25 protein-coding genes are annotated in these 26,041 nt (G+C 57.3%); 10 read left to right on the top strand and 15 right to left on the bottom strand.

The window, feature by feature from the left end; all coding sequences use genetic code 11:
• Positions 1 to 7: 7 nt before the first annotated feature.
• Entirely contained in the window at positions 8 to 781 is a 774-nt protein-coding gene (locus AC0J4F_RS20385; RefSeq protein WP_133950687.1) for a MinD/ParA family ATP-binding protein, read from the bottom strand.
• A 26-nt stretch (positions 782 to 807) separates the two neighbouring features.
• Positions 808 to 1,233, bottom strand: a complete 426-nt coding sequence (locus tag AC0J4F_RS20380; RefSeq protein ID WP_209173374.1) for a hypothetical protein — start codon at positions 1,231 to 1,233, stop codon at positions 808 to 810.
• Positions 1,234 to 1,382: 149 nt separating this feature from the next.
• Here AC0J4F_RS20380 and AC0J4F_RS20375 point away from each other — a divergent pair, with 149 nt between their 5' ends.
• Together AC0J4F_RS20375 and AC0J4F_RS20370 are read left to right on the top strand one after the other, a co-directional pair.
• A complete protein-coding gene (locus AC0J4F_RS20375) occupies positions 1,383 to 2,009 on the top strand; it encodes a LysE family translocator (RefSeq protein WP_133950683.1) in 627 nt (208 codons plus the stop codon).
• Between the two features lie 158 nt (positions 2,010 to 2,167).
• Positions 2,168 to 2,968: a hypothetical protein gene (locus tag AC0J4F_RS20370; RefSeq protein WP_473024498.1), complete on the top strand. Its 801-nt coding sequence runs from the start codon at positions 2,168 to 2,170 to the stop codon at positions 2,966 to 2,968.
• A 90-nt stretch (positions 2,969 to 3,058) separates the two neighbouring features.
• Here AC0J4F_RS20370 and metG read toward each other — a convergent pair whose 3' ends face one another.
• The 3 genes from metG to AC0J4F_RS20355 form a co-directional block, all read right to left on the bottom strand.
• Positions 3,059 to 4,579, bottom strand: coding sequence for a methionine--tRNA ligase (gene metG, locus AC0J4F_RS20365; protein ID WP_209002468.1), 1,521 nt, complete (start codon positions 4,577 to 4,579; stop codon positions 3,059 to 3,061).
• Between the two features lie 359 nt (positions 4,580 to 4,938).
• Positions 4,939 to 5,934 (bottom strand): YeiH family protein, encoded by a 996-nt coding sequence (locus AC0J4F_RS20360; protein ID WP_473024497.1) that lies wholly within the window; start codon positions 5,932 to 5,934, stop codon positions 4,939 to 4,941.
• Between the two features lie 15 nt (positions 5,935 to 5,949).
• Positions 5,950 to 7,212 (bottom strand): cytochrome c peroxidase, encoded by a 1,263-nt coding sequence (locus tag AC0J4F_RS20355; protein ID WP_209002467.1) that lies wholly within the window; start codon positions 7,210 to 7,212, stop codon positions 5,950 to 5,952.
• Positions 7,213 to 7,269: 57 nt separating this feature from the next.
• Here AC0J4F_RS20355 and AC0J4F_RS20350 point away from each other — a divergent pair, with 57 nt between their 5' ends.
• Positions 7,270 to 7,764: a tetratricopeptide repeat protein gene (locus AC0J4F_RS20350; RefSeq protein WP_473024496.1), complete on the top strand. Its 495-nt coding sequence runs from the start codon at positions 7,270 to 7,272 to the stop codon at positions 7,762 to 7,764.
• A gap of 50 nt (positions 7,765 to 7,814) precedes the next feature.
• Here AC0J4F_RS20350 and AC0J4F_RS20345 read toward each other — a convergent pair whose 3' ends face one another.
• From AC0J4F_RS20345 to AC0J4F_RS20315, 7 genes are all read right to left on the bottom strand, one after another.
• A complete protein-coding gene (locus AC0J4F_RS20345) occupies positions 7,815 to 8,618 on the bottom strand; it encodes an ORF6N domain-containing protein (protein WP_133950673.1) in 804 nt (267 codons plus the stop codon).
• Positions 8,619 to 8,759: 141 nt separating this feature from the next.
• Positions 8,760 to 9,818 carry a TRAP transporter substrate-binding protein gene (locus AC0J4F_RS20340; protein ID WP_133950671.1) on the bottom strand — a complete coding sequence of 353 codons (1,059 nt, stop codon included), beginning with the start codon at positions 9,816 to 9,818 and terminating at the stop codon, positions 8,760 to 8,762.
• 27 nt (positions 9,819 to 9,845) lie between these two features.
• On the bottom strand, positions 9,846 to 11,135 hold the full coding sequence (locus AC0J4F_RS20335) for a TRAP transporter large permease (protein WP_133950669.1): 1,290 nt from the start codon (positions 11,133 to 11,135) through the stop codon (positions 9,846 to 9,848).
• A complete protein-coding gene (locus tag AC0J4F_RS20330; protein ID WP_133950667.1) occupies positions 11,135 to 11,725 on the bottom strand; it encodes a TRAP transporter small permease in 591 nt (196 codons plus the stop codon). The genes AC0J4F_RS20335 and AC0J4F_RS20330 overlap by 1 nt, the downstream gene beginning before the upstream one ends.
• 74 nt (positions 11,726 to 11,799) lie before the next feature.
• On the bottom strand, positions 11,800 to 12,315 hold the full coding sequence (locus AC0J4F_RS20325) for a flavin reductase family protein (RefSeq protein ID WP_133950665.1): 516 nt from the start codon (positions 12,313 to 12,315) through the stop codon (positions 11,800 to 11,802).
• A complete protein-coding gene (locus tag AC0J4F_RS20320; RefSeq protein WP_473024495.1) occupies positions 12,315 to 13,205 on the bottom strand; it encodes an aldo/keto reductase in 891 nt (296 codons plus the stop codon). The genes AC0J4F_RS20325 and AC0J4F_RS20320 overlap by 1 nt, the downstream gene beginning before the upstream one ends.
• Positions 13,205 to 14,359 (bottom strand): LLM class flavin-dependent oxidoreductase, encoded by a 1,155-nt coding sequence (locus AC0J4F_RS20315; protein WP_473024494.1) that lies wholly within the window; start codon positions 14,357 to 14,359, stop codon positions 13,205 to 13,207. The genes AC0J4F_RS20320 and AC0J4F_RS20315 overlap by 1 nt, the downstream gene beginning before the upstream one ends.
• Before the next feature lie 146 nt (positions 14,360 to 14,505).
• On the opposite strand from AC0J4F_RS20315, the gene AC0J4F_RS20310 reads away from it, so the two are divergent.
• The 4 genes from AC0J4F_RS20310 to AC0J4F_RS20295 all read left to right on the top strand — a co-directional run bounded on the left by AC0J4F_RS20310 (position 14,506) and on the right by AC0J4F_RS20295 (position 20,559).
• Positions 14,506 to 15,216 carry a GntR family transcriptional regulator gene (locus AC0J4F_RS20310; RefSeq protein WP_473024493.1) on the top strand — a complete coding sequence of 237 codons (711 nt, stop codon included), beginning with the start codon at positions 14,506 to 14,508 and terminating at the stop codon, positions 15,214 to 15,216.
• Between the two features lie 38 nt (positions 15,217 to 15,254).
• On the top strand, positions 15,255 to 16,379 hold the full coding sequence (locus AC0J4F_RS20305; RefSeq protein WP_473024492.1) for a Gfo/Idh/MocA family protein: 1,125 nt from the start codon (positions 15,255 to 15,257) through the stop codon (positions 16,377 to 16,379).
• A 261-nt stretch (positions 16,380 to 16,640) separates the two neighbouring features.
• On the top strand, positions 16,641 to 19,319 hold the full coding sequence (locus AC0J4F_RS20300) for an SH3 domain-containing protein (RefSeq protein ID WP_473024491.1): 2,679 nt from the start codon (positions 16,641 to 16,643) through the stop codon (positions 19,317 to 19,319).
• Between the two features lie 511 nt (positions 19,320 to 19,830).
• The gene (locus tag AC0J4F_RS20295; protein ID WP_473024489.1) at positions 19,831 to 20,559 is read left to right on the top strand and encodes an imm11 family protein; all 729 of its coding nucleotides are present in this window, start codon (positions 19,831 to 19,833) and stop codon (positions 20,557 to 20,559) included.
• Between the two features lie 231 nt (positions 20,560 to 20,790).
• Here AC0J4F_RS20295 and AC0J4F_RS20290 read toward each other — a convergent pair whose 3' ends face one another.
• Entirely contained in the window at positions 20,791 to 21,252 is a 462-nt protein-coding gene (locus AC0J4F_RS20290) for an Lrp/AsnC family transcriptional regulator (RefSeq protein WP_055670961.1), read from the bottom strand.
• A gap of 104 nt (positions 21,253 to 21,356) precedes the next feature.
• On the opposite strand from AC0J4F_RS20290, the gene AC0J4F_RS20285 reads away from it, so the two are divergent.
• Complete coding sequence (locus AC0J4F_RS20285; RefSeq protein WP_473024488.1) at positions 21,357 to 22,838, top strand: aminotransferase class V-fold PLP-dependent enzyme; 1,482 nt, start codon at positions 21,357 to 21,359, stop codon at positions 22,836 to 22,838.
• A gap of 15 nt (positions 22,839 to 22,853) precedes the next feature.
• On the top strand, positions 22,854 to 23,642 hold the full coding sequence (locus AC0J4F_RS20280) for a class II glutamine amidotransferase (RefSeq protein WP_133950653.1): 789 nt from the start codon (positions 22,854 to 22,856) through the stop codon (positions 23,640 to 23,642).
• Here the strand turns inward: AC0J4F_RS20280 and AC0J4F_RS20275 are convergent.
• Positions 23,632 to 24,012: a SpoIIAA family protein gene (locus AC0J4F_RS20275; RefSeq protein ID WP_473024487.1), complete on the bottom strand. Its 381-nt coding sequence runs from the start codon at positions 24,010 to 24,012 to the stop codon at positions 23,632 to 23,634. The genes AC0J4F_RS20280 and AC0J4F_RS20275 overlap by 11 nt on opposite strands.
• A 281-nt stretch (positions 24,013 to 24,293) precedes the next feature.
• On the opposite strand from AC0J4F_RS20275, the gene AC0J4F_RS20270 reads away from it, so the two are divergent.
• The gene (locus AC0J4F_RS20270) at positions 24,294 to 25,313 is read left to right on the top strand and encodes a hypothetical protein (RefSeq protein ID WP_473024486.1); all 1,020 of its coding nucleotides are present in this window, start codon (positions 24,294 to 24,296) and stop codon (positions 25,311 to 25,313) included.
• A gap of 61 nt (positions 25,314 to 25,374) precedes the next feature.
• Here the strand turns inward: AC0J4F_RS20270 and AC0J4F_RS20265 are convergent, their stop codons facing one another.
• Positions 25,375 to 25,998, bottom strand: coding sequence for an HD domain-containing protein (locus tag AC0J4F_RS20265; protein WP_133950647.1), 624 nt, complete (start codon positions 25,996 to 25,998; stop codon positions 25,375 to 25,377).
• Positions 25,999 to 26,041 lie beyond the last annotated feature (43 nt).

Genomic DNA, 26,041 nt, shown 5'->3' with positions numbered 1-26,041 from the left:
ATTTGGATCATTCAATTGAGTCCGCAATCGTCTCGATCGACCGGGTGAATGCATGGTCCGGGTGCAGGGTGCGGATGAGCCCGGTGCTGCCGATCTGAATAAGGTCGGTCGAGAGCGGCAGGACTGCTGCAACAGGTGTCCGGTAATTTGAGAAGATCCGCTGGGACAGATCCTGGAAGTCGAAGGTTTCCAGGGCCTTGTTGACCACCAAAAACAACTGCGGCACTTCCAGCTTGCGGGCAAGCTCCAGTGTCACCGCGGTCCCTTGATAGTCCTGAATATCCGGACGCAAGATCAACAATAGCGTGTCGGAGATCGCTATGGACAGCAGGGTCTCTTCGTTCACGCCCGGATGGGTATCGATCAGAAGATAATCGAGATCCATGGTATCGCAGAATTCCATGAACCCGCGATTGAGGGCTTCCACATCATACATCTCCTTCACGATCCGCGCGATGTCCCCGGTCTTGATCGAGGAGGGAATGAAGAAGACCTTGCCCGGCCCGGTTATCGACGGCTCGCCGTCCGGTCCTTTGACACCGTCTGTGATGTCCAGAACGGTGTCCTTGATACCGCAGTAGCCCCACAGATAGTTGTTGAGCGTATGCGTCACCGTGTTCAGATCGACATGAAAGAGCGTGTGAATGCCCGGTGACTGGATATCCGTGTCCACGATCCCGACCTTGTGGCCGCGCAGGGCAAGGCTCGCAGCGATGTTCGCCGTCACGTTCGATTTGCCGGTGCCGCCGCGATAGGAATGGGTGGAAATGATTTTGGTCACAGGAATTCTTTCAGTCTAAAGAAGCCTCAAGGCTGCTTTTTATACTTTGATCTCATCGACTTTGCGCGGGCCTGAAGCGTGCGGAAGTAGTCGGTATCAGCAACTTTCTCCACCTCCATCTTGGCTTCTTCTTCGTCATAGGCGACTTCGAATTTGTCGAGGCGGACTTTCAGTTCCTGGTTCTCCTTCCGGAGCTGAGCTTCGGCGAGTTCCAGTTTACGCCGTGTTTCGGTCAAGTCCTCAATAAGCTGGCCGGAATGGAATTCCCTGGCCTCGACCTGCACCACCATGCTGGAAAACGTTTCGGCAAGCGCGCGGATGCTTTCAGGCACATGTTTATCCGTGATGATGTCAAAGAGGCCGTCCACATCATCATAGCGGCCGTTCGCGATTGCTTCGCACGTCTTTGCGAGGCTTGCGATGGCAGGCTGCATGGCGTCCGGTGAGCTCAAAAAACCTCCTGAAGATCGGCGGGTGCTGGACCGTCGCCCTTGAATACACCAACAGACGGGGGACCCAAAGGCAAAACTGTCTTTGTTTTCCCTGACCTTGACCGGTGAAGTTTAACCGGCGAAAGGTGAACGAACGATTGGAGACCCAAATGATTCCGGTAGATGTCCTTGGTGTATTTTTTGTCGCGGCCATTGCCTTGGGTCTGGCGCCGGGGCCCGACAATATCTTTGTTCTGACCCAATCAGCCCTTTACGGACGGCTTGCCGGCCTGGTCGTGACGTTGGGGCTGTGCACGGGTCTCATTTTTCACAGCGCAGCCGTTGCATTGGGTGTTGCCGCGATCTTTCAGACCTCTGCTCTTGCCTTTACGCTGCTCAAGTTCGCGGGAGCTGCCTATCTCGTTTACCTGGCAGTGCAGGCGTTCCGGGCCGGTAGCAGCAAGATAAACGGGAACAGTGCCCCCGAAATGTCTCTGCCAGCACTCTATGTGCGTGGCATCATCATGAACGTGACCAATCCCAAAGTCGCGATTTTCTTTCTGGCGTTTCTGCCGCAGTTTGCAGACCCTGCGCGCGGCTCTGTACCGCTTCAGATCCTCATGTTCGGCGGGCTCTTCATCATTGCCACGATCCTCGTTTTTGGCGGTGTTGCACTCGGAGCCGGCTCTCTTGGAGGGTATTTGAAACGTTCCCCATCGGCGCAGGTTTGGCTCAACCGGTTGGCAGGTGTTGTCTTCGTCGGTCTTGCCGTCCGTTTGGCAGTCGCGGAGCGCTGAGGCTGTGCGAGTATTGCTCGCCTGGAGCTTGCGTGAGTTTATCAACATCAAGTTGTAGACTGCTGCGGATTTTTACACAGCATTAACCATAGTGCGCGCACAACTGTAGGATGAAATCCGAAGGTGGCCTTCGGCAAATCCAAATGGCGTGTCAGCTCATGAAGACCAGTGTAGTTACAATTCTTTCGGCCTTTACGGCGGGCGGTTCTGCCATGGCTGCGGATCCTTTTCCATATGATCCAGGCATGTCAGGCGAGGTCTACACCGCATCGACGCTGCGAGGCTCCATCGGTCTTCGTTATTGGTACAGCCAGGGATCAAATGAGTTTAATGGGGCCTTGGGTTCGGCTAACGCGGAGAACGTGACTGGCCATACTGCTGAAGTGTTTGGTGTTCTGGAGGATATTTCGACCCGAACTTCCGCCAAGGCAATGGTCGGTTTTGGTAAGAACTCCAACGGTGATCAAACCTGGGTTGGGTTGGAGTCCAACGACTGGAACACAACCAATCTTGGATATGTCATGCTCGACGGCGGTTGGGAAGTCGCCAAATTTGCTGGAGGTAAGGGACGTATCAAGGCGCTGGTCGGTTACCACTATCTCAGCGATAAGACGTCGGCGACTTATTTTGGAACGCAAAAACGTGCTATGACCAACAAGTGGCATGCCCTTCGGCTCGGTGTTGCTGCCGATGGCGAACTGAGCGACAGAATTGGCTGGTCAGTTGATGCTGCGGCCGTGCCTTGGTCCTACAACCAGTTTGATGACGGTTTCAACACGCTTGAGAGCGAATACACCTACGGTTTTGAAGCAGATGCAACATTGAACGTGGCACTGACCAGCAATTGGGACATAGGTATCGGTGGCCGGTATTGGTGGCTGCATTCCGAGTATGAACTCGACCAAAGCCAGACCTATCAGCGTTATGGCCTGCTGATCGAGAGCAAATACAAGTTTTAGAAGGTCTCTCTCAACCGTCCAGAAATCACTTGTTTTCAAGAAAAACGCCGACCCATCAGAATCGGCGTTTTTTGTTTGGAAGCTTGAGCCTTATTGGACTCGGGGGAACAGGGCGTCGATCTCACCGAGTTCTGTGCCACCTGCCAGCTTGTCCAGCTCCGGCGCCCAGGGCGTTGCAGCCTGTGGCGCGTTGAGCATGCCAAGGGCCCGGGTGGCTGATCCCGGGATGACTTGGGTCAACGCCTCGAACAGGATACGCTGGCAATCGAGCGTGACATAGAGAACGGTTGCGCAGCGCTCGCGGGTCTCTTCGTTCTTGAAAAGAGACCAAGGAGCCTGTTGGTCGATATACTCGTTCATGGCCACTGCCGCATCGACGATTTGCTGGGCCGCTGCCGGAATATCCTGCAGATTGATCCAGCCGGCGAACGCCTTGCCAGCTTCGACAACGGTCTGGCGCAATGCCTCATCTTCGGCCGTCAGAGCGCCCGGCATCGGCACCTTGCCGTCGAAATTCTTGTTTGAGAATTTCGCAACACGGGACAAGAGGTTGCCGATCTTGTTGCCAAGTTCTGAGTTGTAAGCCTGGGTGATCAGATCGACCGAGATCTGGCTGTCGCTGTCCGCGCGCATGTGCCGGGCAAGATACCAGCGCAGCGCATCGACGCCGAGCTTGTCCATCACCTCGATCGGGTCAACCACGTTGCCGATGGATTTCGACATCTTGACGCCGCCAGCGCCCACCCAGTGGCTGTGTACCGAGAGCTTCTTCGGCAGCGGTAGATCAGCGGCCATCAGCATCAGCGGCCAGTAGACGCCATGCGGTTTCAGGATGTCCTTGCCGATCATATGCTCACATTCCGCCCACCAGTCCTGGTAACCGTCTTCCGGCCAACCGATGTTGGTCAGGTAGTTCGCAAGCGCGTCGAACCAGACATAGGTCACGAAATCCGGATCGAACGGCAGATCGACGCCGAGCGTGACACGGGTTTTCGGCCGGGAGATACACAGATCCTCCAGCGGCTCGGCCAGCATCTTCTTCAGCTCGTTTTTGAACGGCTCCGGCTGAACAAAATCCGGGTTGTCGTCGATGTGCTTCAAGAGCTTTTCGCGGAACGGTTCCATCTTGAGGAAGTAGTTGGTTTCGTCCGTCTGCTCGACCTTCATGGTCGGGTGCAGCGGACACTGGCCGTCCTCGGTGAGATCGCTTTCCTTTTTGAACTCTTCGCAGCCCTTGCAGTAGGTGCCCGTGTACTGCTTCTTGACGATCAGGCCCTTGTCGAAGATGCGCTGCTCCATCTCCGCAACTGCCGTCTTGTGGCCCTCGCGGCTGGTGCGCACAAAATAGTCGAACTCAACGCCGAGCTGCTCAAACACATCGCGGAATTCCTTACAGCGCATGTCGAGATAGTCGGTCACAGGCATGCAGAGATCCTCGGCCGCTTCCTGGTTCTTCTGGCCGTGTTCGTCGACGCCGGTGGACAGCATCATCTCATACCCCAGCGCCTGACGGTTCCGCTTCAGGATATCAGCCATGATCGAGGTGAAGGCGTGGCCGATATGCGGGGATCCGTTGACGTAGTAGATCGGAGTGGTGATGTAGCTTTTCATCAACATGCTTTCGAAATTTCTAGGCAGGGGCCGGGGTGCCTGTTCTTTCAAGGACCGGCCAGAAAATCCGCCGTGAAGAGGTGCGAGCTATATTTCACACTCGCGCCCCCAAGAAAAGCCCCGGCGGGGCAAAAGCGGATGGGTGGTTGCCCAGTAATGGGTGGTTGTCCGGAATATAGGGATTTGAGGCGGGCGAAGCTAGGGGGTGAGCACCGAGCGCTAGGCTGTCCGGGCCTTGCGCCGGGATCAATGCCTTTTGATGCGCATGACCCCGGCTCAAGGCCGGGGAGACAGATTTCGTCAGCGCTTTGCAAGGTGGCCGGAGTGCGACAGGCCACATTCAGGACCGTGCTGAAAGGTCACCCGATTAACCAGATCCCGGCAAGCACGAACAGGGCCAGGAACACTGTTTGCGTGACCACCATCCAGATCGCCGGCCCGCCGACTTCCAGGAGTTTCGGAATGGAGGTTTTCATGCCGACAGCGGCGATCGCTGCCAGCAGCGCCCAACGGGAAACCTGGCTTGCCCCATCCTTCACGAATTCCGGGATCAGTCCGAAGGAATTGAAGGTTGCAAGGATCAGGAAAGCGACGACAAAAAGCGGCATTAGAGGCGGCCGGGCAGCTCCAGGTTCCGATACCTTGCGCAGGATAAGCGCTGCGATCAACACGATGGGGGCCAGCAGGGTGACCCGGATCAGCTTCACCAGCGTTGAGAGATCACCGGTTTCTTCTGAAACGGAAAAGCCTGCGCCGACCACTTGTGCAACATCGTGAATGGTGCCGCCCAGGAAAACGCCCGTCGCATCCGGGTCGAGCCCAAGTGAGGCGGTCAGGATCGGATAGAAGATCATCGCGAGTGTGGACAGCACAGTCACTGTGATGACGGTAAACGCAAGGTCCCGCTCGGCATGCTCACGTTTTGGCAAAATTGAACCTATGGCCATCGCAGCCGAAGCTCCGCAAATTGCGACTGCACCGCCAGACAAGAACGAAAACAAGCGGTCCTTGCCAAAGAGGTTTCCGATCAGGAGTGAAAAGCCGATGGTCGCCAGGACCCCCGCAACAACGAGAGCCAGAAACGGCAGTCCAAGCGCCTGAACCATATCAACACTGATCCGAACACCCAGCAAGGCAACCCCAATCCGCAACAGCGTGCGGGCAGAAAAGGCAATTCCGTCTGCAGTGCGTTTTTCCTCCGAGAGAAAATTCAGCGGCATTCCAAGAAGGATCGCCATAAGCATCGCGGGCGCACCATAGTGCTCGTTCAAAAACTGCGCCGAGATCGCGACCAGGCCGGCAATCGCTATTCCCGGGAACAATTCGTGAGCCCGGTGTTTGATCTTGTCGATCATTTTTCGTCCTTGTTCTTATTTGTCGATCGGAAGACCGCTTGGAACGGAAGTTGGAATGCCAAAGGGCGGAAAGGCTACGGAATCTGCGCCTGTAAGCGCTTTCATAAAATCTACTATAGCATCAATTTCACTGTCAGAAAGGTCAATGGTCTCAACGTCGCGAAAAAGACTTTGGCGGGCCATTTCACGGCTGTCCGACCAAACGACAAAATCAATGGCTTCCAACCAGGGAGCTGAGGGAAGGGCGGCAAGTTTTGGGTCCCATTTCGCCAGCGTCCCGTCCGGATCAAGATGATGGCGTATGATCCCCTCCAGTGTAGGGTAGGCGCCGTTGTGCCCGTAAGGCGCGGTGAGCGCGACATTGCGCAGCATTGGCGTGCGGAACCGGTATGCGTCCTCCAGGATGTCGCTTTCGGCCATACGTCCCGTGTCCCGTACCATCGGGTCAAACCGGCGGGTCCGGCCCGGTCCGAAAGGCGGTAGCCCGAGCGCGTGGAACTTCTGGTCACTCAACAGACTTCCGGAATGGCAGCTTGAACAACCGGCTTTTCCGTAAAAAAGATCGAGACCCTGTATTTGTTTCGCCGAGAGCGCCTCTGTGTCTCCGGCCAGATAGCGGTCAAAGGGACTGTCGAAGCTCTGCCATTCGATTGCCTGAAAGGCGGCAAGAGCATTGGCGATCTCAACGATCGTAACGTCTTCGGCTGACTCAATATGGTCGAAAGCTTCGATAAACCTCTGACCGTATTCAGGAATTACGCGCACCCTTTTGGCGAGGATCGGCCAGGCCGCATCGATCCGGTCATGAACCGCGCCGGCAATCTCGTTTTCTTTCGGATTCCCGGACATTTCGAATTGCGCCACAAGGGGAAACACAGCCTGGGCCGCGAGCAGCGAGTTGAAGCCTTCCGGCAGCCATTCTTCGGCGGGTGAGTTGAAGCCGTTCTCATAGGTGTCGGCAATGGAAATACGGCCGTCGTGAAACAGGGTGTGAAGGTCTTTTGCGCCCAAATTCCAAAGGCCTGGCGCATTGCGCGGAATCCGTTTCTTAATCCGGCTGTCACCGGTTCCAGCCATACGGCCAGGTCCAAGGCCATTGCCGCCTTCGCCGATGCCGAGTGACAAGCCGTCGCCTGTTCCAAACTCTGGATGATGGCAGGTTGCACAGGCAATATTCCTGTTGCCGGACAGGATCTTGTCGTAAAAGAGAAGTTGCCCGAGCGCGGCCTGTTTGTGATCAAAGATCAGAAAGTCGGATTGGGTCAGAGGTGCTGGCAATTCGGCTGCGCCAGCTGGCAATACGCTGGCAAGCAGAAGTGAAGGAACGAGGAAAACATGACGCCACTTCGATCTGCGGTCGCCGCACTTTGCATCCTTGTCGGCACGGCAATGACCAGCCCCGCGCATGCGGAGATCGAAGAAGCGCGCGATCTGATGGAATCCGGGAAATTCGAAGAAGCCAAGGATGCGCTTTGGCCAGCGGCCCGATCCGGAAATGCCGACGCCGAAGAGCTGATCGGTGTCATGTATGCCATGGGGCTTGGTGTTGAACGGGACGATCAAAGGGCGTTTGAATGGTACCTCAGAAGTGCCATGAAGGGGCATCCCGGCGCGCAGTCCGGCGTTGGTTGGTACTACGAAATCGGACGTGGAATGCCGGCACCCGATCTTGTGCGGGCCTACATGTGGTACACACTGTCTGCCATAGGCGGGGATCCGGACGCGGCGATTTCGCTTGAAGAGGTGGTCAAAAGGATGACCGCGGAAGAGATCGAAAAAGCGCATATTCTTGTCGCCGACTACAAGGTCTGGATGTACCCGTTCCGTTGACCGCAGCTGGCGGCTTGTGAGAACGGATGTCCACCTCGTGCTCAACAGTTCTATCCTCCCAGGTCTTTTAGAACGGCCAAAAGACCGTCGACACTGCCGCTGTCCATGTAGCGCTGCACCTCAATCACGATCCTGAGCTGTTTGGCCAGATATGCCAAGCGCCTGTGGTCATTTTCGATATGTTTGGCGGTCACCTCGGCATCAATCGCTTCGGCTTCCTTCAAAAGTTTCTGGATTTCCGCCAAGGTCTTTTCGTTTTGGACGCCTTGCTTCCGCAAATGCGATTTCACAGCGTTGAGCCCCTCAAGCGCGATGGCCCGTGCCTCATCCCGGACAGTGGTGTCGGCGGACGGATCGGCAATTGCATCGAGAACCCGGCCAAGGGCACCGTCGAGTTTTGCCAGGAGACCGGGCCGTTCCGCTTCAGGGGCAGGAAGAGCAGCTGTTTTAATGGTCATTGCCTTGGATGCGGGCTCTGGCTGAACGCCAGCCTTGCGTGCCGCAACGAATGTCTTGATGATGAACCGGGTCGCCTCCACGGCCTCCGGCGTCCGGATAATGGTTGCCGCCATGGCGGCACCGTGTTCGGTAAAAACCCATGGAAGTTTCCGGCGTCCACCATGTCCACTTGATGTACCAGATTGGTATATCAAAATTTCTGCTTCACTTTCAGTGAGTTGAAACGCAAAGCCGCCCTCAAACCGCTCGAGATGTGCCTTGACACGCTGGTTGAATTTCGAGGTCGACAGTCCAAAAAGCCTTGCCAAATCCTCATCCAGAACGACGGCCTGGTCCCGGATTTCAAAGATTTGCGGCGGTTCGAGCTTGGTCAGTTCTGGAGATGGGGTGGCCATATGAATATCCAAAAAATCAACGATCTGAAACAGGTAGCATCAAGCGATGTATTGTATCCATGGTTGATTATCTGGATGAAAAAACAAATGCCAAGAACGAAGTGAGGAGCCAGAACGCGGCCCCTCACTTCTGGTGCTGTCTTAGTTCAGGTCTGCGTCGCGCGCGCCGTTCACGTCTGCCTCGGCAGCTGCCACGGCTTCTTCCAGCGCGCCGAAGATTTCGCCGCCCCGGTCAACGTTTTCCTTGAACCAATCGAAGACCGGGCTTGCAGCTTCTTTGAAGGCTGCCTTTTCGGCCGGAGTTGGAACGTAAAGATCACCACCACCTGCGACAAAGTCCTCATAGGCCTGGATCGACTTGCGTTTCGGAGACGCAAATGTTGCCTGTTGAAGGGCATAGAAACCATCAACAACCACGCGGCGCATGTCTTCCGGCATGGAGAGGAACTTCTCGTTGTTCATCCACCACAGAGCGCCCATGTAGGCGTGTCCGTCGAGGGTGACGTATTGCAGGCCGGCATCCGGGAATTTCATGCCCATAATGTCGGTGATGCCGTTCTTTGAGCCTTCAACCACACCGGTCTGGAAGGAGGTGAACAGCTCCGGCCACGGGATCGGGGTCGGAGACGCACCGAGCGCTTTGACAAGAACCTGCGGCAGATCAGCAACGACAGTGCGGATCTTCAGGCCTTCCATGTCAGCAGGTGCCGCAATACGGCGCTTTGTGTTGGCGAAGTTCCGCCAGCCGCCGGTGTTGCCGATGGTCATCAGGCGGATCATGTTGTCACTGTCTTCCAGCGCCATGTTGCGCATGGTGCGGGTGAAGTCACCGGACAGGACGTGTTCTGCGATCCGGTCATCGGACATCATGTACGGCAGGTCGAGAACCTGGACATACGGGAAGATGCCGGATGCGCCGCCGGATGTGGAGATGTAGATGTCGATGGCACCGCCTGCGACCCCTTGCAGGCACTCTGCGCCGTTGGAGCAGAGCTGCGTGCCGATGAAGAGTTCAACTTCGATGGCGCCGTTCGAGGCCGCTTCCACGAAGTTCTTGAATACGACAAGGCCATCATAGTCTTCATCGTTTTCGTTGGAGTTTGCAGTGGCACGCAAGGTGTAGTCGGCCGCCGTTGCACTCAATGCGGACCCGGCGAGCATTGCCGCGACCGTCAAGGATTTAAGGGCAGATTTGAGCATTGTAGTCCTCCCTAGGTAAAGCTCAGATCAGTTGGCAAATCCGGTCAGACGCGGGATCGTCATCGAAAGTGCCGGAATGTAAGTGATCAGGAAGATCACTGCGATCTCCACCGCCAGAAACGGCAGAATAGCCTTGGATATCGTCTCCACCCGTTCCTTGGAGACAGATGCCGCAACAAACAGGACCAGCCCCATCGGAGGCGTCGCCAGACCAATGGTCAGGTTGACGCTCATGATGATGGCAAAATGGATCGGATCAACACCCAGTTCGAGAAAGATCGGTCCAAGGATAGGTCCAAGAATGATGATCGCCGGTCCCGCATCCAGGAACATGCCCACGATGAACAGAAGAAGGTTGATCAGGAACAACAAGAGCAGCGGGTTTTCGGTGAGGCTGAGGACAAAATCAGCCATGATTTGCGGTGCGTAGCTGAGGCTGACTACGGTTTTGAAGGCCATGGCGGCTCCAACCAGCAGCAGCACAACGGCTGATGTGATGCCTGCCCGGTTCAAAACCCCTGGAATTTCATGCGGCTTCAAGGTTCTGAGAACAAACAACCCGATGAAGAGGGCATAGGCCACAGCAACGGCTGCCGCTTCAGTGGGGGTGAACACACCGGCCAGAATGCCGCCGAGGATGATCACCGGCGTCAAGAGCGGGAAAAAGGCCTTGAGAGACGCCTGGCCGCGTTCGCCCCACGTCGACTTCCGCGAAGCTACGGGGAAATCATACTTGTCGGCCATAAACTTGACCATCAGCATAAGGCCGACACCGACCATGACACCGGGAACAATACCGGCGAGGAACAGCGCTGCAACACTTTCGCCCATCACATAGGCGTAGATGATCATGATACCTGACGGCGGAATGATCGGGCCGATCACCGAGGAGGCTGCCGTGATTGCGGCGGCGAATTTGCGGGTGTAGCCCTGTTTCTCCATGGCCGGGATGAGCATGGACCCAAGCGCTGAGGTGTCGGCAACCGCCGAGCCGGAGAGGCCGGCAAACAGCATGGACGACAAGATGTTGACGTGCGCCAGGCCGCCGCGCAGGTGGCCCATCAGTGCCTGGGAAAATTCCACCAGCCGCATGGTGATCCCGCCTTTGTTCATCAGCTCGCCTGCGAGCATGAAAAACGGAATCGCCATAAGAGGAAAAGAGTCCATCCCGTTGTAGACGTTACGGTAGAGAAGGGTGATGTCCCGCTCTTGACCGTTCAGCCACAACAACATGCCGGGTGCTGCGAGCAGTCCGAAGAAGACCGGCAGCCCGATCATCAGGAAAACGAGGAAGACGGGAAGAAACCAGATCAGCATCAGTCTGCCCCCGCCATATCGATATCCGGAATGCCCGGAAGGTCATCCTTGCCACCGATCAAGGAGATCAGGCTGCGCAAGATGAGCTCAACATTGACCAGTGCGAGCAAGATGACGCCAACGAACATCGACATCATCATCCAGCTGCGCGGCACCCGGATCCACTCAGTCAACGTCAAATTGCCCGGAACGTAGAGAGAGGCGGTTGCGAATTTTCCTCCAAAACCGGTCACTTCAGCGTAGCCAATTTGAACCGCGACGATGAGCACCACGAACGAGACACACAGCAGGAAAAGAGACAGAACGCTTGCCAGGATCTTCGGCAACATGATCACCAGCGTGTCGATGGCCACGAACCCGCCGCGCCGGAAGGCGGTCGGCGCCATCAAGCCAGTCATCCAGAGCATACAGAAACGGGCGGCCTCATCAGGCCAGGGGAGCGCATTGTTGAACCCATAGCGGGCCACGACCTGTATCAGGATCGCAACCACCATCAACGCAACGGCGACGACGCCGATCCCGCGTCCGATCCGCAAAAGATGCGAATTGACGAAGGCAAGCGGTTTCAAAACCGCCAGCAATGCCCCCATACGGGCTCCTCCCTGGTACGTCCATTATGGCAGGGGCGATGTTCGTCCCGGCCTTTGCTTATCTGTGCACGCTCTTACTTTGGCGCGATTTGTCCGAGTTTGCCGGAAAAAAATGTCAGCGCATCCCCGGTGCGCATCTCAGCCTGCATCACTTGGCCCAGAACAATCAAATGATCGCCACCCTCGTAGGCCGCGAACCGCTTGCATTCGAAGCGCGCCAGGCAGTTCTCAATCAGCGGTACGTTGTTCTCGCAAAGCTGGTATGTCAGCTGATCAAAAGCATGTGCGTTCTTGACGAACCCGTTGCAAATCTCCGCCTGCTCGTGGCTCAGAACATGGATTGCATAGCGTTCGGCTTGCTCAAAGTAGCGGAACCGGCGCGAGCCCTTGTCCGGCATCCAAAGGACGAGCGGTGGGTCCATGGAGACGGAAGAAAAGCTGTTGGCGGTGATCCCGACCGGGCCGTCTTCAGAATGGGTGGTCACAACAGTAACGCCGGTCGCAAATCGGCCGAAGGCATCCCGCAAAAGCCGGGAGTTTTCCGAGTGCGGCGCGAACGTTACGGTGTGATCTGCATTTTGCATTGTCATCAGGGAACCTCGTTTCCAAGGGCTGCCTCGTAGAGGCGGTACCAGGTTTCGCGGTCAAGTTTGACTTTGAGCGCGTCCGAGATTTTCCCGATACGCTCCAGATTGTTGGTGCCCATGACCGGCATGAGGTGTGCCGGATGCGCCAAAAGGAACGCAACGGCAACTGCTGAGCGGTCAACACCGAAGGAACTCGCGATTTCGTCCATTACGGAGCCGAGCTTGCCGCCTTCCGAAATCAGAGATCCGCCACCAAGCGGTGACCAGGCCATCAGTTTTGTGCCGAGCCGCTGATGGAATGCGAGATCGCCATTGGTGAACGGAGATATCTCCTTTAGGGAGATCTCGATCTGGTTGGTCACCAGCGTGTTGGACATGGCGGATTGAAGCAGTTCCCAGTCCCACGGACGGAAGTTCGAAACGCCGATGTTCCGGACCTTACCGGACTTCACCAGATCATCCAGCGCAGCGCCCGTTTCTTGATGGTCCAAGAACGGATCCGGGCGGTGAATCAGAAGAAGGTCGACCGTCTCGATGGCCATTTCGGTGAGAGAAATCTCGACCGATTTCTCAATGTGAGCCCGCGATGTGTCGTAGTACTTCACCTTGGCATCGGCATACCGGCCACACGGAGCGACGATGTCACACTTGGTGACGATTTCCATTTTGTCGCGCAAGGACGGATTGGCTTTCATCGCGCCGCCCAGCACGGCTTCGGCACCGTAATCGCCGTAGATATCTGCCTGATCGAAGGTCGTGATGCCCTGATCAAGACAGGATTGGATTTTCCGCTCCACATGCGCCGGGGAGGTGTCCGCATCATCGCCCAGCCGCCACATGCCATAAATGAGGCGGGAAAATTCAAGCGTGTCGTTAAGTTTGACGCGATCCATTAGCGGCGGACTCCATTGCCGAGCGGTGTTGCAGGGGTTTCGGCCGGAACGCGGCCGTAAGCTTCGGGAAGCGAGCAGGTCTTCAGGTTTGGCATGACGCGGGCACCGAAGTGCTTGGCTTCTTCTTCGTGCGGGTAGCCAGAGAAGATGAACGCGCGGATGCCCATTTTCTGATAAGCCTCGATCTTGGACATCACCTGATCGGTGGAACCGACAAGCGCCGCCCCGCAACCGGAGCGCGCCCGGCCGACACCGGTCCAAAGGTTCGGCTCAATGTAACCGAATTCGTCCGCGATCTCGCGGTTCTTGGATTGGTGGCTTACACCAAGAGACTTTGCGTCCAGCGCCCGTTCGCGGATGGCGGTGCCTTTGTCATCGTCCAGCTTGGAAACGATATAGTCGGCGTATTCCTGCGCCTCCTTTTCGGTGTCGCGGACGATCATGTGGACGCGCAGACCGTAGTCGAGAGTGCGATCGTACTTCTCGGCGACGGCATGAACAGCCTTCATGCGGCCTTCCAGCTCTTCAATCTTTTCCGGCCACATCAAGTAGACATCACAGTGCTGGCCGCACAGGTCCAAAGCGTCTGGCGAATAACCGCCAAAATAAAGCAGGGGGCCGCCGGTCTGGTAAGGTCGGGCCGGATCCGTGGTCAGGCCTTTGAAATTGTAGATCTGACCCTCGTAGTTGATCTCGTCCTGCGTCCAGGCCTGCTTGAGGATTTCAACCACTTCCCGGGACCGCTGATAGCGGTAGCCGCTGTCGGTTTCTTCGCCCGGGAAGTTGGAGGAGATGATGTTGACCGTCAGCCGGCCTTCCAGCATGTGGTCGAGCGTCGCGATGGTCCGCGCCAGCATGATCGGCTGCATTTCGCCACAGCGGACAGCCGCCAGCAGATTGATCTTGTCGGTAATCGGCGCGCAGCCGGCGACGAAACTCAAGGTGTCCTGTCCAACCTGGTAGGAGGACGGGCAAAGAATGTTCCGGAAGCCCTGGGCCTCTGCTGTTTTGACGATGGAAGAGCAATGCTCCCATGAGGACCGCAAGTGGCCTTCCGGCACGCCGAGAAACTGATAGTCGTCCGAGCACAGCGCCGCAAACCAGGACACTTCAGCTGCATCTAGGTCCGGCGAAGTTACGGGAACAACGGTCATTTAAGGCTCTCCTCCCCAATATTTTTTGGGCATTTCGTTTGTTTTCGAAGGCCTTCATTTGGACCTTCACTTTTTCCTTGCTTATCACCCGCCTTGATGTAAATCAATAGTGTATCAATTTTCGAAAGACAGATCGCCGCACCGCAATGCCAACCGCCTCGCAGACCTCAAATGCCCTGCCTCTTTATGTCCAGATAAGTGAGCTTCTCATTCGGGATATCGCGGCTGGCCGCCTTCTTGACGGGGAGCGTTTGCCGCCGGAACGGGACATGGCGGAAGAGCTTGGGATCTCGATCGGTACGCTGCGAAAAGCACTGGCTGATCTTACGGAAAAAGGCCTACTGGAACGGATCCAAGGCTCGGGAAACTACATACGTCAGGGCGGAACGAACGAAAGCGTCTACGCCATGTTCCGTCTGGAGCTGCTGTCGGGCGGTGGACTGCCCAAGGCGGACATTCTTGAGGTCGACCGTGTATCCAAACCGGAAGATCTGCCGGCGTTCGGCACGAGTAGCGAGGGCACCCGCATCCGCCGTCTCCGGTACCTCAACGAAACAATTATCGCGGTGGAGGAAATCTGGCTGGATGGGGACTGCGGTTTTGTCCGCAAGGACCAGCTCTCAGATTCACTTTACCGTTTCTATCAAAAGCAGCTTGGCTTTTGGATCGTTCGCGCTGAAGACAGGGTGACGATCAAGGCCGTGCCGGACTGGGCGCCAGAGGTCTTTACCAAGGCACCCGGCATTCTCACAGGATACATCGAACGGTTCAGCTGGGCGGACAAGCCCGAGCCTGTCGAGTTTTCGCGCACCTGGTTCGATACCAACAGGGCGCACTACGTTCAGCGATTGAAATAGGCGGGCATCGAACGATCCGCCGACTTAAGGAGAGCCAAATGCCTGCAAAGGTAAAATACGGTGTCATCGGCTGTGGCATGATGGGTCAGGAGCACTTGCGCAACATCGCGCTGCTGCCGGACACTGAAGTGGTGGTCATTTTCGAACCGGATGTCGGGATGGCGGAGCAAGCCGCCCGGTTTGCGCCGCATGCCAAGCTCGTCGATTCCGTCGACGCTGTTTTGAGTGTTGATGAGCTGGATTGCATCCTGATCGCCAGTCCCAACCACTGCCATGTGCCGCAGATGGAGGAAATCCGTCAGAAACGGCCGCTGCCGTTGCTGGTTGAAAAGCCGCTGTTCACCGACCCGAAGGATATTGCCGCGCTCGAGGCCTTCAAGGCATCGTATCCGGCCCCGGTCTGGGTCGCGATGGAATACCGGTACATGCCGCCGATCGCAGCCCTGATCGAACAGGCGGAACAGGCAACGGGCGGCATCAAGATGCTGACCATCCGCGAACATCGCTTTCCGTTTTTAGACAAGGTCGGATCCTGGAACCGGTTCAACCGTTATTCCGGCGGGACATTTGTCGAAAAATGCTGTCACTTTTTCGATCTTATGCGGCTGATCATCAAGAGCGAACCTGTCCGTGTGATGGCCTCAGCGGGGCAGGACGCCAACCACAAAGAAGAGCTCTATGATGGCGAAACGCCGGACATCCTCGACAACGGGTATGTGATCGTTGATTTCGAAAACGGCGCTCGCGCAATGCTGGAACTATGCATGTTCGCAGAAGGCTCCCGTTACCAGGAGGAGGTATCCGCGGTCGGGCCGGCTGGCAAGATCGAGGCCTTGGTCCCGGGGCCGGGCCGGTTTTGGCCGCGAGATTTGGGCGAGCCGCCTGTTCCCCAACTGATTGTGTCGCCCCGCAATCCAAAAGGCCCGCGCCAGATCGATATTCCTGTTGATCCGACCATCCTGGACGCCGGAGACCACAACGGCTCGACCTTCTATCAGCACCAGCATTTTGTCGCTGTCGTTCGCGGCGAAAAGACCGACGTGGAAGTCTCTTTGGGAGATGGACGCAAAGCCGTCGAGATGGGGCTTGCCGCCCAGCAGTCCGCGCGCACCGGTCAGGCCGTTGCTGTCATCGGCCGGGCTGTATCTTCCATGGCCTGCTGAAGGCGATTGGAAAGACTTCATCCCGCCTGAAATTGTGTTTGTGCGTTCCCGGCGTTGAGCCGGGACCATTTGGTTTTGGCCCCGGCTCAAGGCCGGGGCGGCTACTACCAAAACATCTGAAAATGGCGCGCCGGCACTTTTTGATGAAGAATTTCAAAGATCACGGCTGACCCTGCTGCGAAAATGCCATAACGTTCGGGCTAAGGTATTGAGAACCCGCCGGAAGAAGCTGGGCTGTCCGATATTTTGGGAGGTTTTGCTGTGCGTAAAGTTATTTCCGTCGCCCTGTCATCTGCCCTTGTGCTGCAAACTGTTCTTTTGAATGGTGCTCTGGCAGCACCGGCTGTCACCACCGCCAATGTGAATTTCCGTCAGGGGCCCGGGACCGGGTTTGGCTCGCTCGGCACCGTACCGAACGGCACTCCCGTCGAACTTCAGGATTGCGACGACACCGGCGCTTGGTGCTCGGTGACCTACAACGGTCAGAACGGATTCGTCAGTGGCAATTACCTGCAACTCACTGAAGCCGAGGATACGACCGGCTGGCCGCGCACCTACGATACAGATGCCGGCGCGACACTTGTCCTCTATCAGCCTCAGGTCACCGAATGGACGGATTTCAAAACCCTGGATGCCCTGATAGCCGCGGAATACATCAAGGACAAGGATGCGGCCCCCGTCTTTGGCGTGATCGGCGTGAGCGGCAAAACCGCTGCCGATCCGGAAGCCGGCTTGATTGATGTCTCGAACATTCAAGTGACCCGCCTCGATTTTTCCGCGCTTGACCGGACGGCGCTGTCCGATCTGTCTCTGCAAGTGGGCAAGATCCTGCCGACCGGCGTGGTGACAGTGAAGGAAGACCGCATTACCGCAAACCTGGCGGAATATAAGCGAATGGAGGATGTGGATGGCCTGAACGCCGAGGCGCCGCCGCTCTTCATCTCCTATGAGCCGGCAATCTTGGTGCAAACAGAAGGCGAACCCATCCTTGCCCCGGTCAAGGGCGATCAGGGCCTGAGCTTCGTGGTCAACACCAACTGGGACATCCTGAAACCGGATGAAGGGTCTGATTTTTATCTCCGGGATGAAAAATCCTGGCTCAAAGCATCCGAGTTGACTGGCAACTGGGAAGCGGTGATGGACCTGCCGGACCCGATCACCAACTTGCCGGACGACGACAACTGGAAAGAAACCCGGGAGGCGGTCCCGCCACAAGCTTTTCCCGACGATAAAGCTCCCAAGGTCATCTATTCCGATAAACCGGCTGAAATGATCGTTTTCGAAGGTGAGCCGAAACTGGAGCCGGTGCCAGGGGGCGATCTGGAATGGGCCTCCAACACCGACCACGATGTCTTTTTCCTGAAAACCACATCGACCTGGTACATCCTCTTGTCGGGACGCTGGTTCAAGTCGGCGTCTCTCGACGGTCCGTGGGCGTTCACCACGCCTGACATGCCGTCGGACTTCCTGAACATTCCGGAAGATGCACCTTACTATTCGGTCCGATCTTCCATTCCCGGCACCTCTGAAGCCTCACAGGCCCGGCTGAAAGCCAGCATTCCAACGACGGCGCGCGTTGAGCTGGGCTCGGTCAGCGCGGATGTCGCCTATGCAGGCGATCCGGAGTTCACGCAGATCGAGGGAACCTCGATGTCCTATGCGGTGAACACCAACGATCAGGTTATTCAAGTCGACGCAAAATACTACGTGCTTCAGGATGGTGTCTGGTTTGTCGGTGACAGCCCGCAAGGACCGTTTGTCGTGGCGCAAGCCGTGCCTGAAGAGATCTACACCATTCCGCCATCCTCGCCGGTCTACAACGTCACCTATGTGCGGGTCTATGAGACCGAACCCAATGCCGTCTGGTACGGCTACACCATGGGATATGTGACCGGGTTTCTGGCGTGGGGCGTCTTTGTCTACGGCACAGGCTGGTACTACCGCCCATGGTACCGTCCGGGCATCCGGCCGATCTACTTCCCGCGGCCGGTGACCTACGGGATCGGTGCGTACTACAATCCGCTTCGCGGCACTTATGGCCGGTATGGCTATGCCTATGGCCCGCGCCGGGGCATTGCAGGCGGGGGCATCTACAATCCGCGCACGGGTGGCTATATCCGCGGCGGAGCAATCAGCGGCCCGCGCGGCAGTGCCGGTTTCATCTCCGCCTATAATCCCCGCACGGGCAATCGCGTCGTCGCAGGTGGTGCCCGCGGGATCTACGGCTCCTGGGGTGGGGCCGTCGTGTCCGGCCCGCAGTGGTCGCGCACCCGTGAAGTCAGGGCATCGGCGGCAAACCGGTGGCAGCAACAGGGCGGCCCGGGCCGCGCGGCAACGCTGAACCGGCGGGGCGGGGACGTCTTTGCGGGCCGCGATGGCAGCGTTTACCGTCGCGACGGACAGAACTGGCAGAAATTTGAGGGCGGGCGCTGGAACGGCGTCGACGCCCCTTCGCGCGATGCTCTTCAAAACCGGGCAAGGGATCTTGGGGCAGGGGCCGCGATTGGAGCTGGTGCGGGAGCCGCGCTTGCCAATCGGCCTGCCGGGGATCGGATCCAGAACAGGCCAAACGCCGGACAGCGTCCGAATGCGGGCCAAAGACCCAATGCCGGGCAAAGACCGAACGCGGGCCAACGTCCGAACCAGGGCCAGAGGCCAAATGCCGGCCAAAGGCCAAGTAATCAAAGGCCAAATGTCCAGCGGCCAGCCAACCGGCCGGAGACACGTCCGGCCCAACGGCCCGCTCAACGCCCCGCGACCCGGCCAGCACAGCGGCCGCAAGCACCGGCACATCTCAATCGGGACCGTGCTGCGCGTGAGGCCGGCAACCGTCAGGTCAACCGTCAGCGCAACGTGCAGCGGTCCCGGCCGCAACAGGCCCGCCCGCAACGGGGAGGCGGTGGCCGCGCCGCCCGCGGTGGCGGCGGCCGCCGGAGGTAAAAGGTCATGCAGTCTTGTTGCGGAAGACGAAGTGCCGATCACTGGTGCCGTCCCGGACGTGATCCGGGACCTTATCGGTCTTGTGAGCGGCGGTCCCGGCTCGGAGGCCGGGACGGCTGAGCACGGAAACACGCCCCTTCACCGCAATTCTCACTCCTTTGAGAGTGCTGGGTCAACAAACATGAGCCGAAATGCCTGCCAATAGGCGCCAAGTGGCTTCTCCCGCGGGGCGGTGGCGGCGTGTGTGCCGGGTGAGGGGAGTGCAGAGCAGAATTGAAGACCAAAACCCTGGGAACCGGTGCCGCCACCGTTGCCCGGTCCATCTGGGCGATGAGCGATGGGTTGGAAACTGTTTACACTTTCAACTTAAAGAATGGATTTTACGAACCTGCACTCGGTGTGAGGGCAGGCAGATGTTCCCATCCTATGAGACAAGCGTCTTGAATATACCCTTTCCAATGCATGGCAACCGACCCAAACGCCAGACGTTCGGCAAGCGCGGGAGGGGCTGATGGCTTATTTTTTGGAGATCGTTCGTCAATCCTGGTCCACGCCGCATTTCGACTGGGATGAGATTGGAGACGAGTACAGAAAATTCGGGAGCATTGCTTTTGGTCTCAGCGACGGGTTTTGGATAGACCCTAGGGCAGTTCCGAAATCAGGATATCAGACAACCACAAAAAAAGTCCCGGATGTCTTTCCGATGCCCGGCTGCAACGCTGTCAATCAGCGGTTCAAGGATCTGGTCGAAGAGTTCGAGCCCGGAGTGCACCAGTTCTTTCCAATTGAGCTCCGCAACAAGGCCGGAGACCGGCTCGCCGACAATTACTATGTGTTCAACTGCATGGTCTCGGTTGATACGGTCCTCGTTAATCAAAGCGGTGTGCAGTGGGAAGTAGATGACCCCTCAGGTCAGCCGCTCGCGCGGATAAAACCCTTCAAGCACGAGATGGTCTTAAGCCGCCCGGCGATCGGCGACCGTCATCTCTGGCAAGGTCTCTATCTACAGCCAATTAGTTCAGGCGGCGTCTTCTGTTCCGATGCGTTTCAAAAAGAACTGAAGAAACGCAAGATCCGGTTTCTTGATCAAAAACACTGCGCCGAAGTGGATGACGACTGGAAGCTGGAAGACAATATCCAACCGAAACTCGATTGGGAGGCCGAACACGGCCTTCACGAAGGCCACCGGTCCTGGAAGCGGGCACAAATCCTCAAGGAACGCGGACGATTGGAACTCTAGAGCTGCACCGGCAAGCTCAACAGCTCAGACTGTCACCCCGGCCAAGCGGAGCGTCGAGCCGGGGCCTACTCTCGGTGCCGCTTGCGGATGACGTCGTTGGGTACGGCACATGCTCTGGAAACGAGTAGGCCCCGGATCGCAGCGAAGCTGCGTCCGGGGTGACGGTTGAGGGCGACCGTCTACCCAAGGCATCAAACAGCCGTTCTCTGAAGTGCTATCGATAGAATCCTGTCAGATCGGCAGGTCGCGGGCGTCGGCGATGGCTTCCATGGTCATGTAGGAGGTGACCGTGTCGAGATCGACCTTGTCGATCAGCCGCTGATAGACCTGATCGAAGGCGTTCATGTCTTCGGCGACCACTTTCAACATGTAGTCGTAATCCCCGGCAAGCCGGTAGAAATCGATCACGTTCGGGATCCGTGTGACCTCGCTGCGGAAGGTCTCCAGCCACTCCTTGGAGTGGTGGCGCGTGCGGATCATGACGAAGACCGTGAGGTTCAGACCAAGCTGCGCAGGATCAAGGCGAATCGTGTGTCCTTCGATCAATCCGCTCTCATAAAGGGTTTTCAGCCGCCGCCAGCAGGCGTTTTGCGACAATCCGACTTCCTCGGCGAGCTCCCGCTGCGACAAGCGGGCATCCCGTTGCAGGGCTCTCAGAAGCGCGCGGTCAATTTGATCGAATTTTTTCACCATGTCAGATCAAATGACACGAAATAGGCCGTTCAGCAATCAAAATAGGTGCGGATTTCTGAAGATGTTTGGTCGTATGATCCGTTCAAAGACATTTGGAGCAGAACATGACCCAATCTCAACACCTCGCTTCTTCCGGAACTGCGCTCGAAACCTTTAAGAGCGCTTTGAAAGGCCCGGATTTGATCGAACGGCTGCGCGCTGGATTGATCGGAGACGGCATGGTGATTGAGGGACCGTTCGGTCCGAAAAAGATGATCTATGCCGATTATGTCGCCTCCGGCCGGGCCCTTCGACAGGTCGAGGACTTCGTCATGGAAGAGGTCCTTCCGGTATACGCCAACAGCCACACCGAAGCCTCTTATTGCGGGATGACCATGACCCGGATGCGTGAGGCGGCGCGGTCCGAGATTGCCCGGATCTGCCGGGCGTTTGACAGCTATGCCACGGTCTTTTGCGGGTCGGGTGCGACGGCAGGGCTCAACCGTCTGGTTCACCTGTTGGGTGTTTCCGGGGCCGCGGAACGGGGCGAAAACCCGTTGGTGATTCTCGGCCCTTACGAGCACCATTCCGATATTCTGCCGTGGCGGGAAAGCGGCGCCGAAGTCATCGAGATCAACGAGGCCGCCGACGGTGGACCGGATCTCGTCGAATTGGACGCGGTTCTCACCGAAAAGTCAGCTGGTCGTCTGACTGTTGGGGCGTTTTCGCTGATGTCCAATGTCACCGGCATTGTGACCGATGATGTGGCAGTCACGCGGATCCTGAAACGCCATGGTGCCTTGAGTGTCTGGGACTGTGCCGGATCGGGGCCTTATCTGCCGATCGATATGAAGCCGGGCACGGACGCAGAAAAAGACGCGGTTGTCGTTTCTCCGCACAAGTTCATTGGCGGTCCGGCCGCGTCCGGCGTCATGATCGTGCGGAAGCAGGCGGTCTGTATCAAAACCCCGGTGTTTCCGGGCGGCGGTACGGTGCGTTTTGTCTCCCCGTGGGGGCATGACTACTCCGAAAGCATTGCAGCCCGTGAAGAAGCCGGAACGCCGAATGTCATCGGTGATATTCGCGCAGCGCTGGCGTTCTTGGTGAAGGAAGCCATCGGTCAGGCCGAAATGGATGCCCGCAACGAAGCCTGGCGCGCCCGGGCCCTGGCGGCCTGGCAGAAAAACCCTGCGATCGAGATCCTCGGCAATCTGGAGGCCTGCCACACCATGCCGATCTTCTCTTTCCGGGTGAAGGATCTGGAGCGCGGTGGGTATATCCACCAGCAGCTGGTCACACGGATGCTGTCGGATGTTTACGGGGTTCAGGCGCGCGGAGGGTGTGCTTGTGCTGGGCCGTATGCCCACCGGCTGCTCGGCATCGACCGGTCGGAATCCGACACCCTGCGCGATGGCATTCTTTCCGGTGAAGAACTGAAGAAACCTGGCTGGACCCGGCTTAATTTTTCCGTTCTTTTGGATGACGTGAAAGCCGGTCAAATCATCCAGGCCGTCGACCAGCTGGCGCGTAAGCCGTACCCTGTCGCCGACAGCTATGCTTGCGATGAAACGACCGCAAGGTTCAAGGCCGCACAAAAAGCTGCATAAGGATTACGAGCGATCATGTGCCGATGGGCTGCCTGGAGCGGGGCTCCGAAGTATTTGGAAGAGGTGATCTGCGATCCGGAGCATTCGCTGATCGATCAAAGCCGCAATGCAACGTCTTGCAAAACATCGGTGAATGCGGACGGGTTCGGTGTCGCTTGGTATGGCGAGAAGGAAACAGCCTGTCTTTACAAGGATGTGCGCCCGGCTTGGTCGGACCCGAACCTGTTGCAGATCGCAAAGCACATCCGGTCGGGGCATTTCCTGGCCCATGTTCGCGCATCGACCGGTACGGCAACGACACGGGATAATTGTCATCCGTTTACCTTCGACCGCTGGACGTTCATGCACAACGGTCAGATCGGCGGCTATGACAAGGTCCGCCGGAGGCTCGACAACATGATCCCGGACGATCTTTACCGCGACCGTATGGGGGGCACCGACAGTGAGAGCCTCTTTTTGATTGCGCTCGCCTACGGGCTAAAACATCACCCGCGCGCGGCCATGGCCCGCGCGGTTCACGAAGCCGAAGCGTTGTCCAAATACTCCGGCTGCACGCCGCACATGCGGTTCGCCTCTGCCTGGTCGGATGGAGAGACGCTCTATGCGGCCCGGTACGCATCAGACAGCTATCCGCCGACCCTCTATTACCGCGAGTTCACCGACGGCGTCATGGTGGTCTCCGAGCCGCTGGACGAGGCGCGGAACTGCTGGATGGAAGTGCCACATGGGCACATGATCACGGTCTCCGGCGGCAAGGTCGAGCAATGTGCCTTCTTGAGCGACGAAGAGCTGCTCACGGCGTAGGCATCGTTTCCTCGATCCAGTCCCAGGCGGCGTCGAGTTCGGCAGTTGAAAAGTGTTTTTCCTTGATGCCGGCGAGGTTTGCAAAGGTGGCGTCAATGTCCACCAGCGCCGAGACAAACCTACTGTCCGTTACGACAGCAACCCGCGCGATCTTGTCCAGATGGGTTATGATCCATTTGATGTCGGACGCCACTGCTTTCAGTGAGACACCGACATGGTCGCCAAGAACCACCAGAAAACTGGCCTTGCCATAGGTTGAGACCAGCTCATCTGCCTTGGCAATCAGCTCTTTTTCTTCCTCTATCGTCAGCGTGCCAGAGACTTTTACGCCAAGAACGGCTCCGTCGCTGCGAGGCAAAATCTCGTACATTCCAGACCTCCCGAGTTGTTTGTAAGCACCTGAAAGTCTATTTGACGATCGCTGGACCCGCGTTCAAGGCGATCCGGGTTTGTGCTTATGGTTTGGGTTGAATGCCATCGCCATTGAATTGGTTAACGCTGTCTACCAATCTGGCGACAACTCGAGTGAAGCTGCTAATCCGCCTTTAAAATGCGCCCGTCAAACTGTCAGTCATGAAAAAGCGCGGCTGCCGAAAGGTGGTCGCGTTTGTTGTGATCCGTTGAAAACAATAAGAGACGTGGAGACGTTCAATGGCGCTGGCTGACTGGAATGGGTTTTACGACTCGAACGCAGCGAACCTGGACAACACAGCGGCAAGCGCTGCGAGCAATGCGGCCACGCGCATGGATTCAAGCCGCAGCTGTTACTTTTATGTGCCGTCAACGAGCTCAGACGAGGATGAACACCGCCTTGGAGCCGTCTTGCGTCTTGGCGAATATGCCGACATCGAAGAACAGGCGTTTCAGGCGGATGATCTCGACGAGTGGTATCCGCAACAGCACATAACTGACGAAGGCAGCAATGCGGATGCCTACAAGAATGCATCCGGTGGTGGTGACGGGATCCTGCTGGCCTGTGATGGCCGGATCCTGGTGAAGGCTGAGGAGAAGATGTATGTGGAAACCGCTGATTTCAGCCAGCAAGTCAACGGTGATTATACGCTCAATGTCGATGGCGCTGCATCGGTAACGAGCTCCGGAAAACTGGAAATGACCTCGTCCGCAGAAGTTGTTTCCATTTCCAGCGGGGCGGGCAAGGACATCACTTTGTCTGCTGGCGACGGCACTGGTGTCATCCAGACCAACGCCAAGGAGGAAACCAAAACGATTGCCGGTGACACGTACGAATATAATTCCGGCAACACCAAGAGTTTCACCGAAGGCAACAGCATCGATATGACCTTCGGCGGATCGCTCGCGATTTTCGGTGGCGGTGACCTGAGCATCGGGATGGGAGCCACAACCGAAATCAATGCCACCATTGCAGTGGGGGTTGCCGCAGTCACAGTCGATGTCGTCGGCGTCGCGGCCGAAGTGACAGGTAGTGAAGTTGATCTGAAAGAAATGGCGGTCAAGCTGAAAACCCTCGTGGTCAGCAACGAAACCATGGCTGCAAGGATCAAGCAGATGGTGGCAGAAATCGCGCAGCTGAAGGCGGAAAGCACCACTGTCAGCGCAGCTCAGTCGGCGGTGGCGGCCAAGTCCGAAACCGTTAAAGCCAAATCAGGCGGTGTGACGGCTGATACGACCGGGCTGGTGGTCAATATCTGACCGCACGCGGTGCATATCTGCCATGACTGGACAAGAGATAAGGATCTGATACCTACGCCACCTAAGCTTTTTGGGCGCTTTGACGGTCTTCTATGAGCTCTTTCGTTCGCGCGTCGATCCCTTCGCGGATCTGGCGGGTGAGGGGAAAGACGTCAGTCCGGTCTCGTCCGTAATTCAAATTGAAGGCATGGAAATCGGCATCGGCACCCGGCATGAGCTGGTGCTGCAACATGGTTTCCAGTTTGTCGAATGCTTTGGCAAGTTGCGCTTCCGGTGTCACGGCATCGGCGTATTCGTCCCAAAGCGCCATGAAATCATTGGCCACGTCATCAGGCAGGTCGGCACACAACGCTTGAAAGTCCCGTCTTTCGCGCTCCTGCCGGTTGTCGCCGTCCGATTGGTGCGGGGCCGGAACATCACCAGAGATTGCTTCGCCAAGATCATGAAGAACACACAGCTTGAGCAGCTTTTTGATATCGACACCAATGACGTCTTTCTCAAAGAGCAGAACCATCAAACACAGCCGCCAGCTGTGCTCCGCAGTACTCTCCGCTCGTCCGCTCCGGCTGGTGCCGGAGCGCAAAGTGTCCTTGAGCTGTTCGGCTGCCTGCAAAAAGGCAAGAAGACCGGTCAGCCGGCCATGGTCAATAAAGGGGGCGTGGTTGCCGTCGGTTTTGCTGTTCATGGGCGGAAGTTTACCCCGGCCAACACCGCGTGACGACACGCTG

It is taken from the genome of Roseibium sp. R5, from assembly GCF_055755305.1.
The sequence above is the reverse complement of the archived record's forward strand: the minus strand, read 5'-3'. Positions and strand labels throughout refer to the sequence as shown.

What these genes read in the sequence shown, in the direction of transcription:
- AC0J4F_RS20375 (WP_133950683.1), top strand. Translation starts at nt 1,383, where the DNA reads ATGATTCCGGTAGATGTCCTTGGTGTATTTTTTGTCGCGGCCATTGCC.
- AC0J4F_RS20370 (WP_473024498.1), top strand. Translation starts at nt 2,168, where the DNA reads ATGAAGACCAGTGTAGTTACAATTCTTTCGGCCTTTACGGCGGGCGGT.
- metG (WP_209002468.1), bottom strand. Translation starts at nt 4,579, where the DNA reads ATGAAAAGCTACATCACCACTCCGATCTACTACGTCAACGGATCCCCG.
- AC0J4F_RS20360 (WP_473024497.1), bottom strand. Translation starts at nt 5,934, where the DNA reads ATGATCGACAAGATCAAACACCGGGCTCACGAATTGTTCCCGGGAATA.
- AC0J4F_RS20350 (WP_473024496.1), top strand. Translation starts at nt 7,270, where the DNA reads ATGACGCCACTTCGATCTGCGGTCGCCGCACTTTGCATCCTTGTCGGC.
- AC0J4F_RS20345 (WP_133950673.1), bottom strand. Translation starts at nt 8,618, where the DNA reads ATGGCCACCCCATCTCCAGAACTGACCAAGCTCGAACCGCCGCAAATC.
- AC0J4F_RS20340 (WP_133950671.1), bottom strand. Translation starts at nt 9,818, where the DNA reads ATGCTCAAATCTGCCCTTAAATCCTTGACGGTCGCGGCAATGCTCGCC.
- AC0J4F_RS20335 (WP_133950669.1), bottom strand. Translation starts at nt 11,135, where the DNA reads ATGCTGATCTGGTTTCTTCCCGTCTTCCTCGTTTTCCTGATGATCGGG.
- AC0J4F_RS20330 (WP_133950667.1), bottom strand. Translation starts at nt 11,725, where the DNA reads ATGGGGGCATTGCTGGCGGTTTTGAAACCGCTTGCCTTCGTCAATTCG.
- AC0J4F_RS20325 (WP_133950665.1), bottom strand. Translation starts at nt 12,315, where the DNA reads ATGACAATGCAAAATGCAGATCACACCGTAACGTTCGCGCCGCACTCG.
- AC0J4F_RS20320 (WP_473024495.1), bottom strand. Translation starts at nt 13,205, where the DNA reads ATGGATCGCGTCAAACTTAACGACACGCTTGAATTTTCCCGCCTCATT.
- AC0J4F_RS20315 (WP_473024494.1), bottom strand. Translation starts at nt 14,359, where the DNA reads ATGACCGTTGTTCCCGTAACTTCGCCGGACCTAGATGCAGCTGAAGTG.
- AC0J4F_RS20310 (WP_473024493.1), top strand. Translation starts at nt 14,506, where the DNA reads ATGCCAACCGCCTCGCAGACCTCAAATGCCCTGCCTCTTTATGTCCAG.
- AC0J4F_RS20305 (WP_473024492.1), top strand. Translation starts at nt 15,255, where the DNA reads ATGCCTGCAAAGGTAAAATACGGTGTCATCGGCTGTGGCATGATGGGT.
- AC0J4F_RS20295 (WP_473024489.1), top strand. Translation starts at nt 19,831, where the DNA reads ATGGCTTATTTTTTGGAGATCGTTCGTCAATCCTGGTCCACGCCGCAT.
- AC0J4F_RS20290 (WP_055670961.1), bottom strand. Translation starts at nt 21,252, where the DNA reads ATGGTGAAAAAATTCGATCAAATTGACCGCGCGCTTCTGAGAGCCCTG.
- AC0J4F_RS20285 (WP_473024488.1), top strand. Translation starts at nt 21,357, where the DNA reads ATGACCCAATCTCAACACCTCGCTTCTTCCGGAACTGCGCTCGAAACC.
- AC0J4F_RS20280 (WP_133950653.1), top strand. Translation starts at nt 22,854, where the DNA reads ATGTGCCGATGGGCTGCCTGGAGCGGGGCTCCGAAGTATTTGGAAGAG.
- AC0J4F_RS20275 (WP_473024487.1), bottom strand. Translation starts at nt 24,012, where the DNA reads ATGTACGAGATTTTGCCTCGCAGCGACGGAGCCGTTCTTGGCGTAAAA.
- AC0J4F_RS20270 (WP_473024486.1), top strand. Translation starts at nt 24,294, where the DNA reads ATGGCGCTGGCTGACTGGAATGGGTTTTACGACTCGAACGCAGCGAAC.
- AC0J4F_RS20265 (WP_133950647.1), bottom strand. Translation starts at nt 25,998, where the DNA reads ATGAACAGCAAAACCGACGGCAACCACGCCCCCTTTATTGACCATGGC.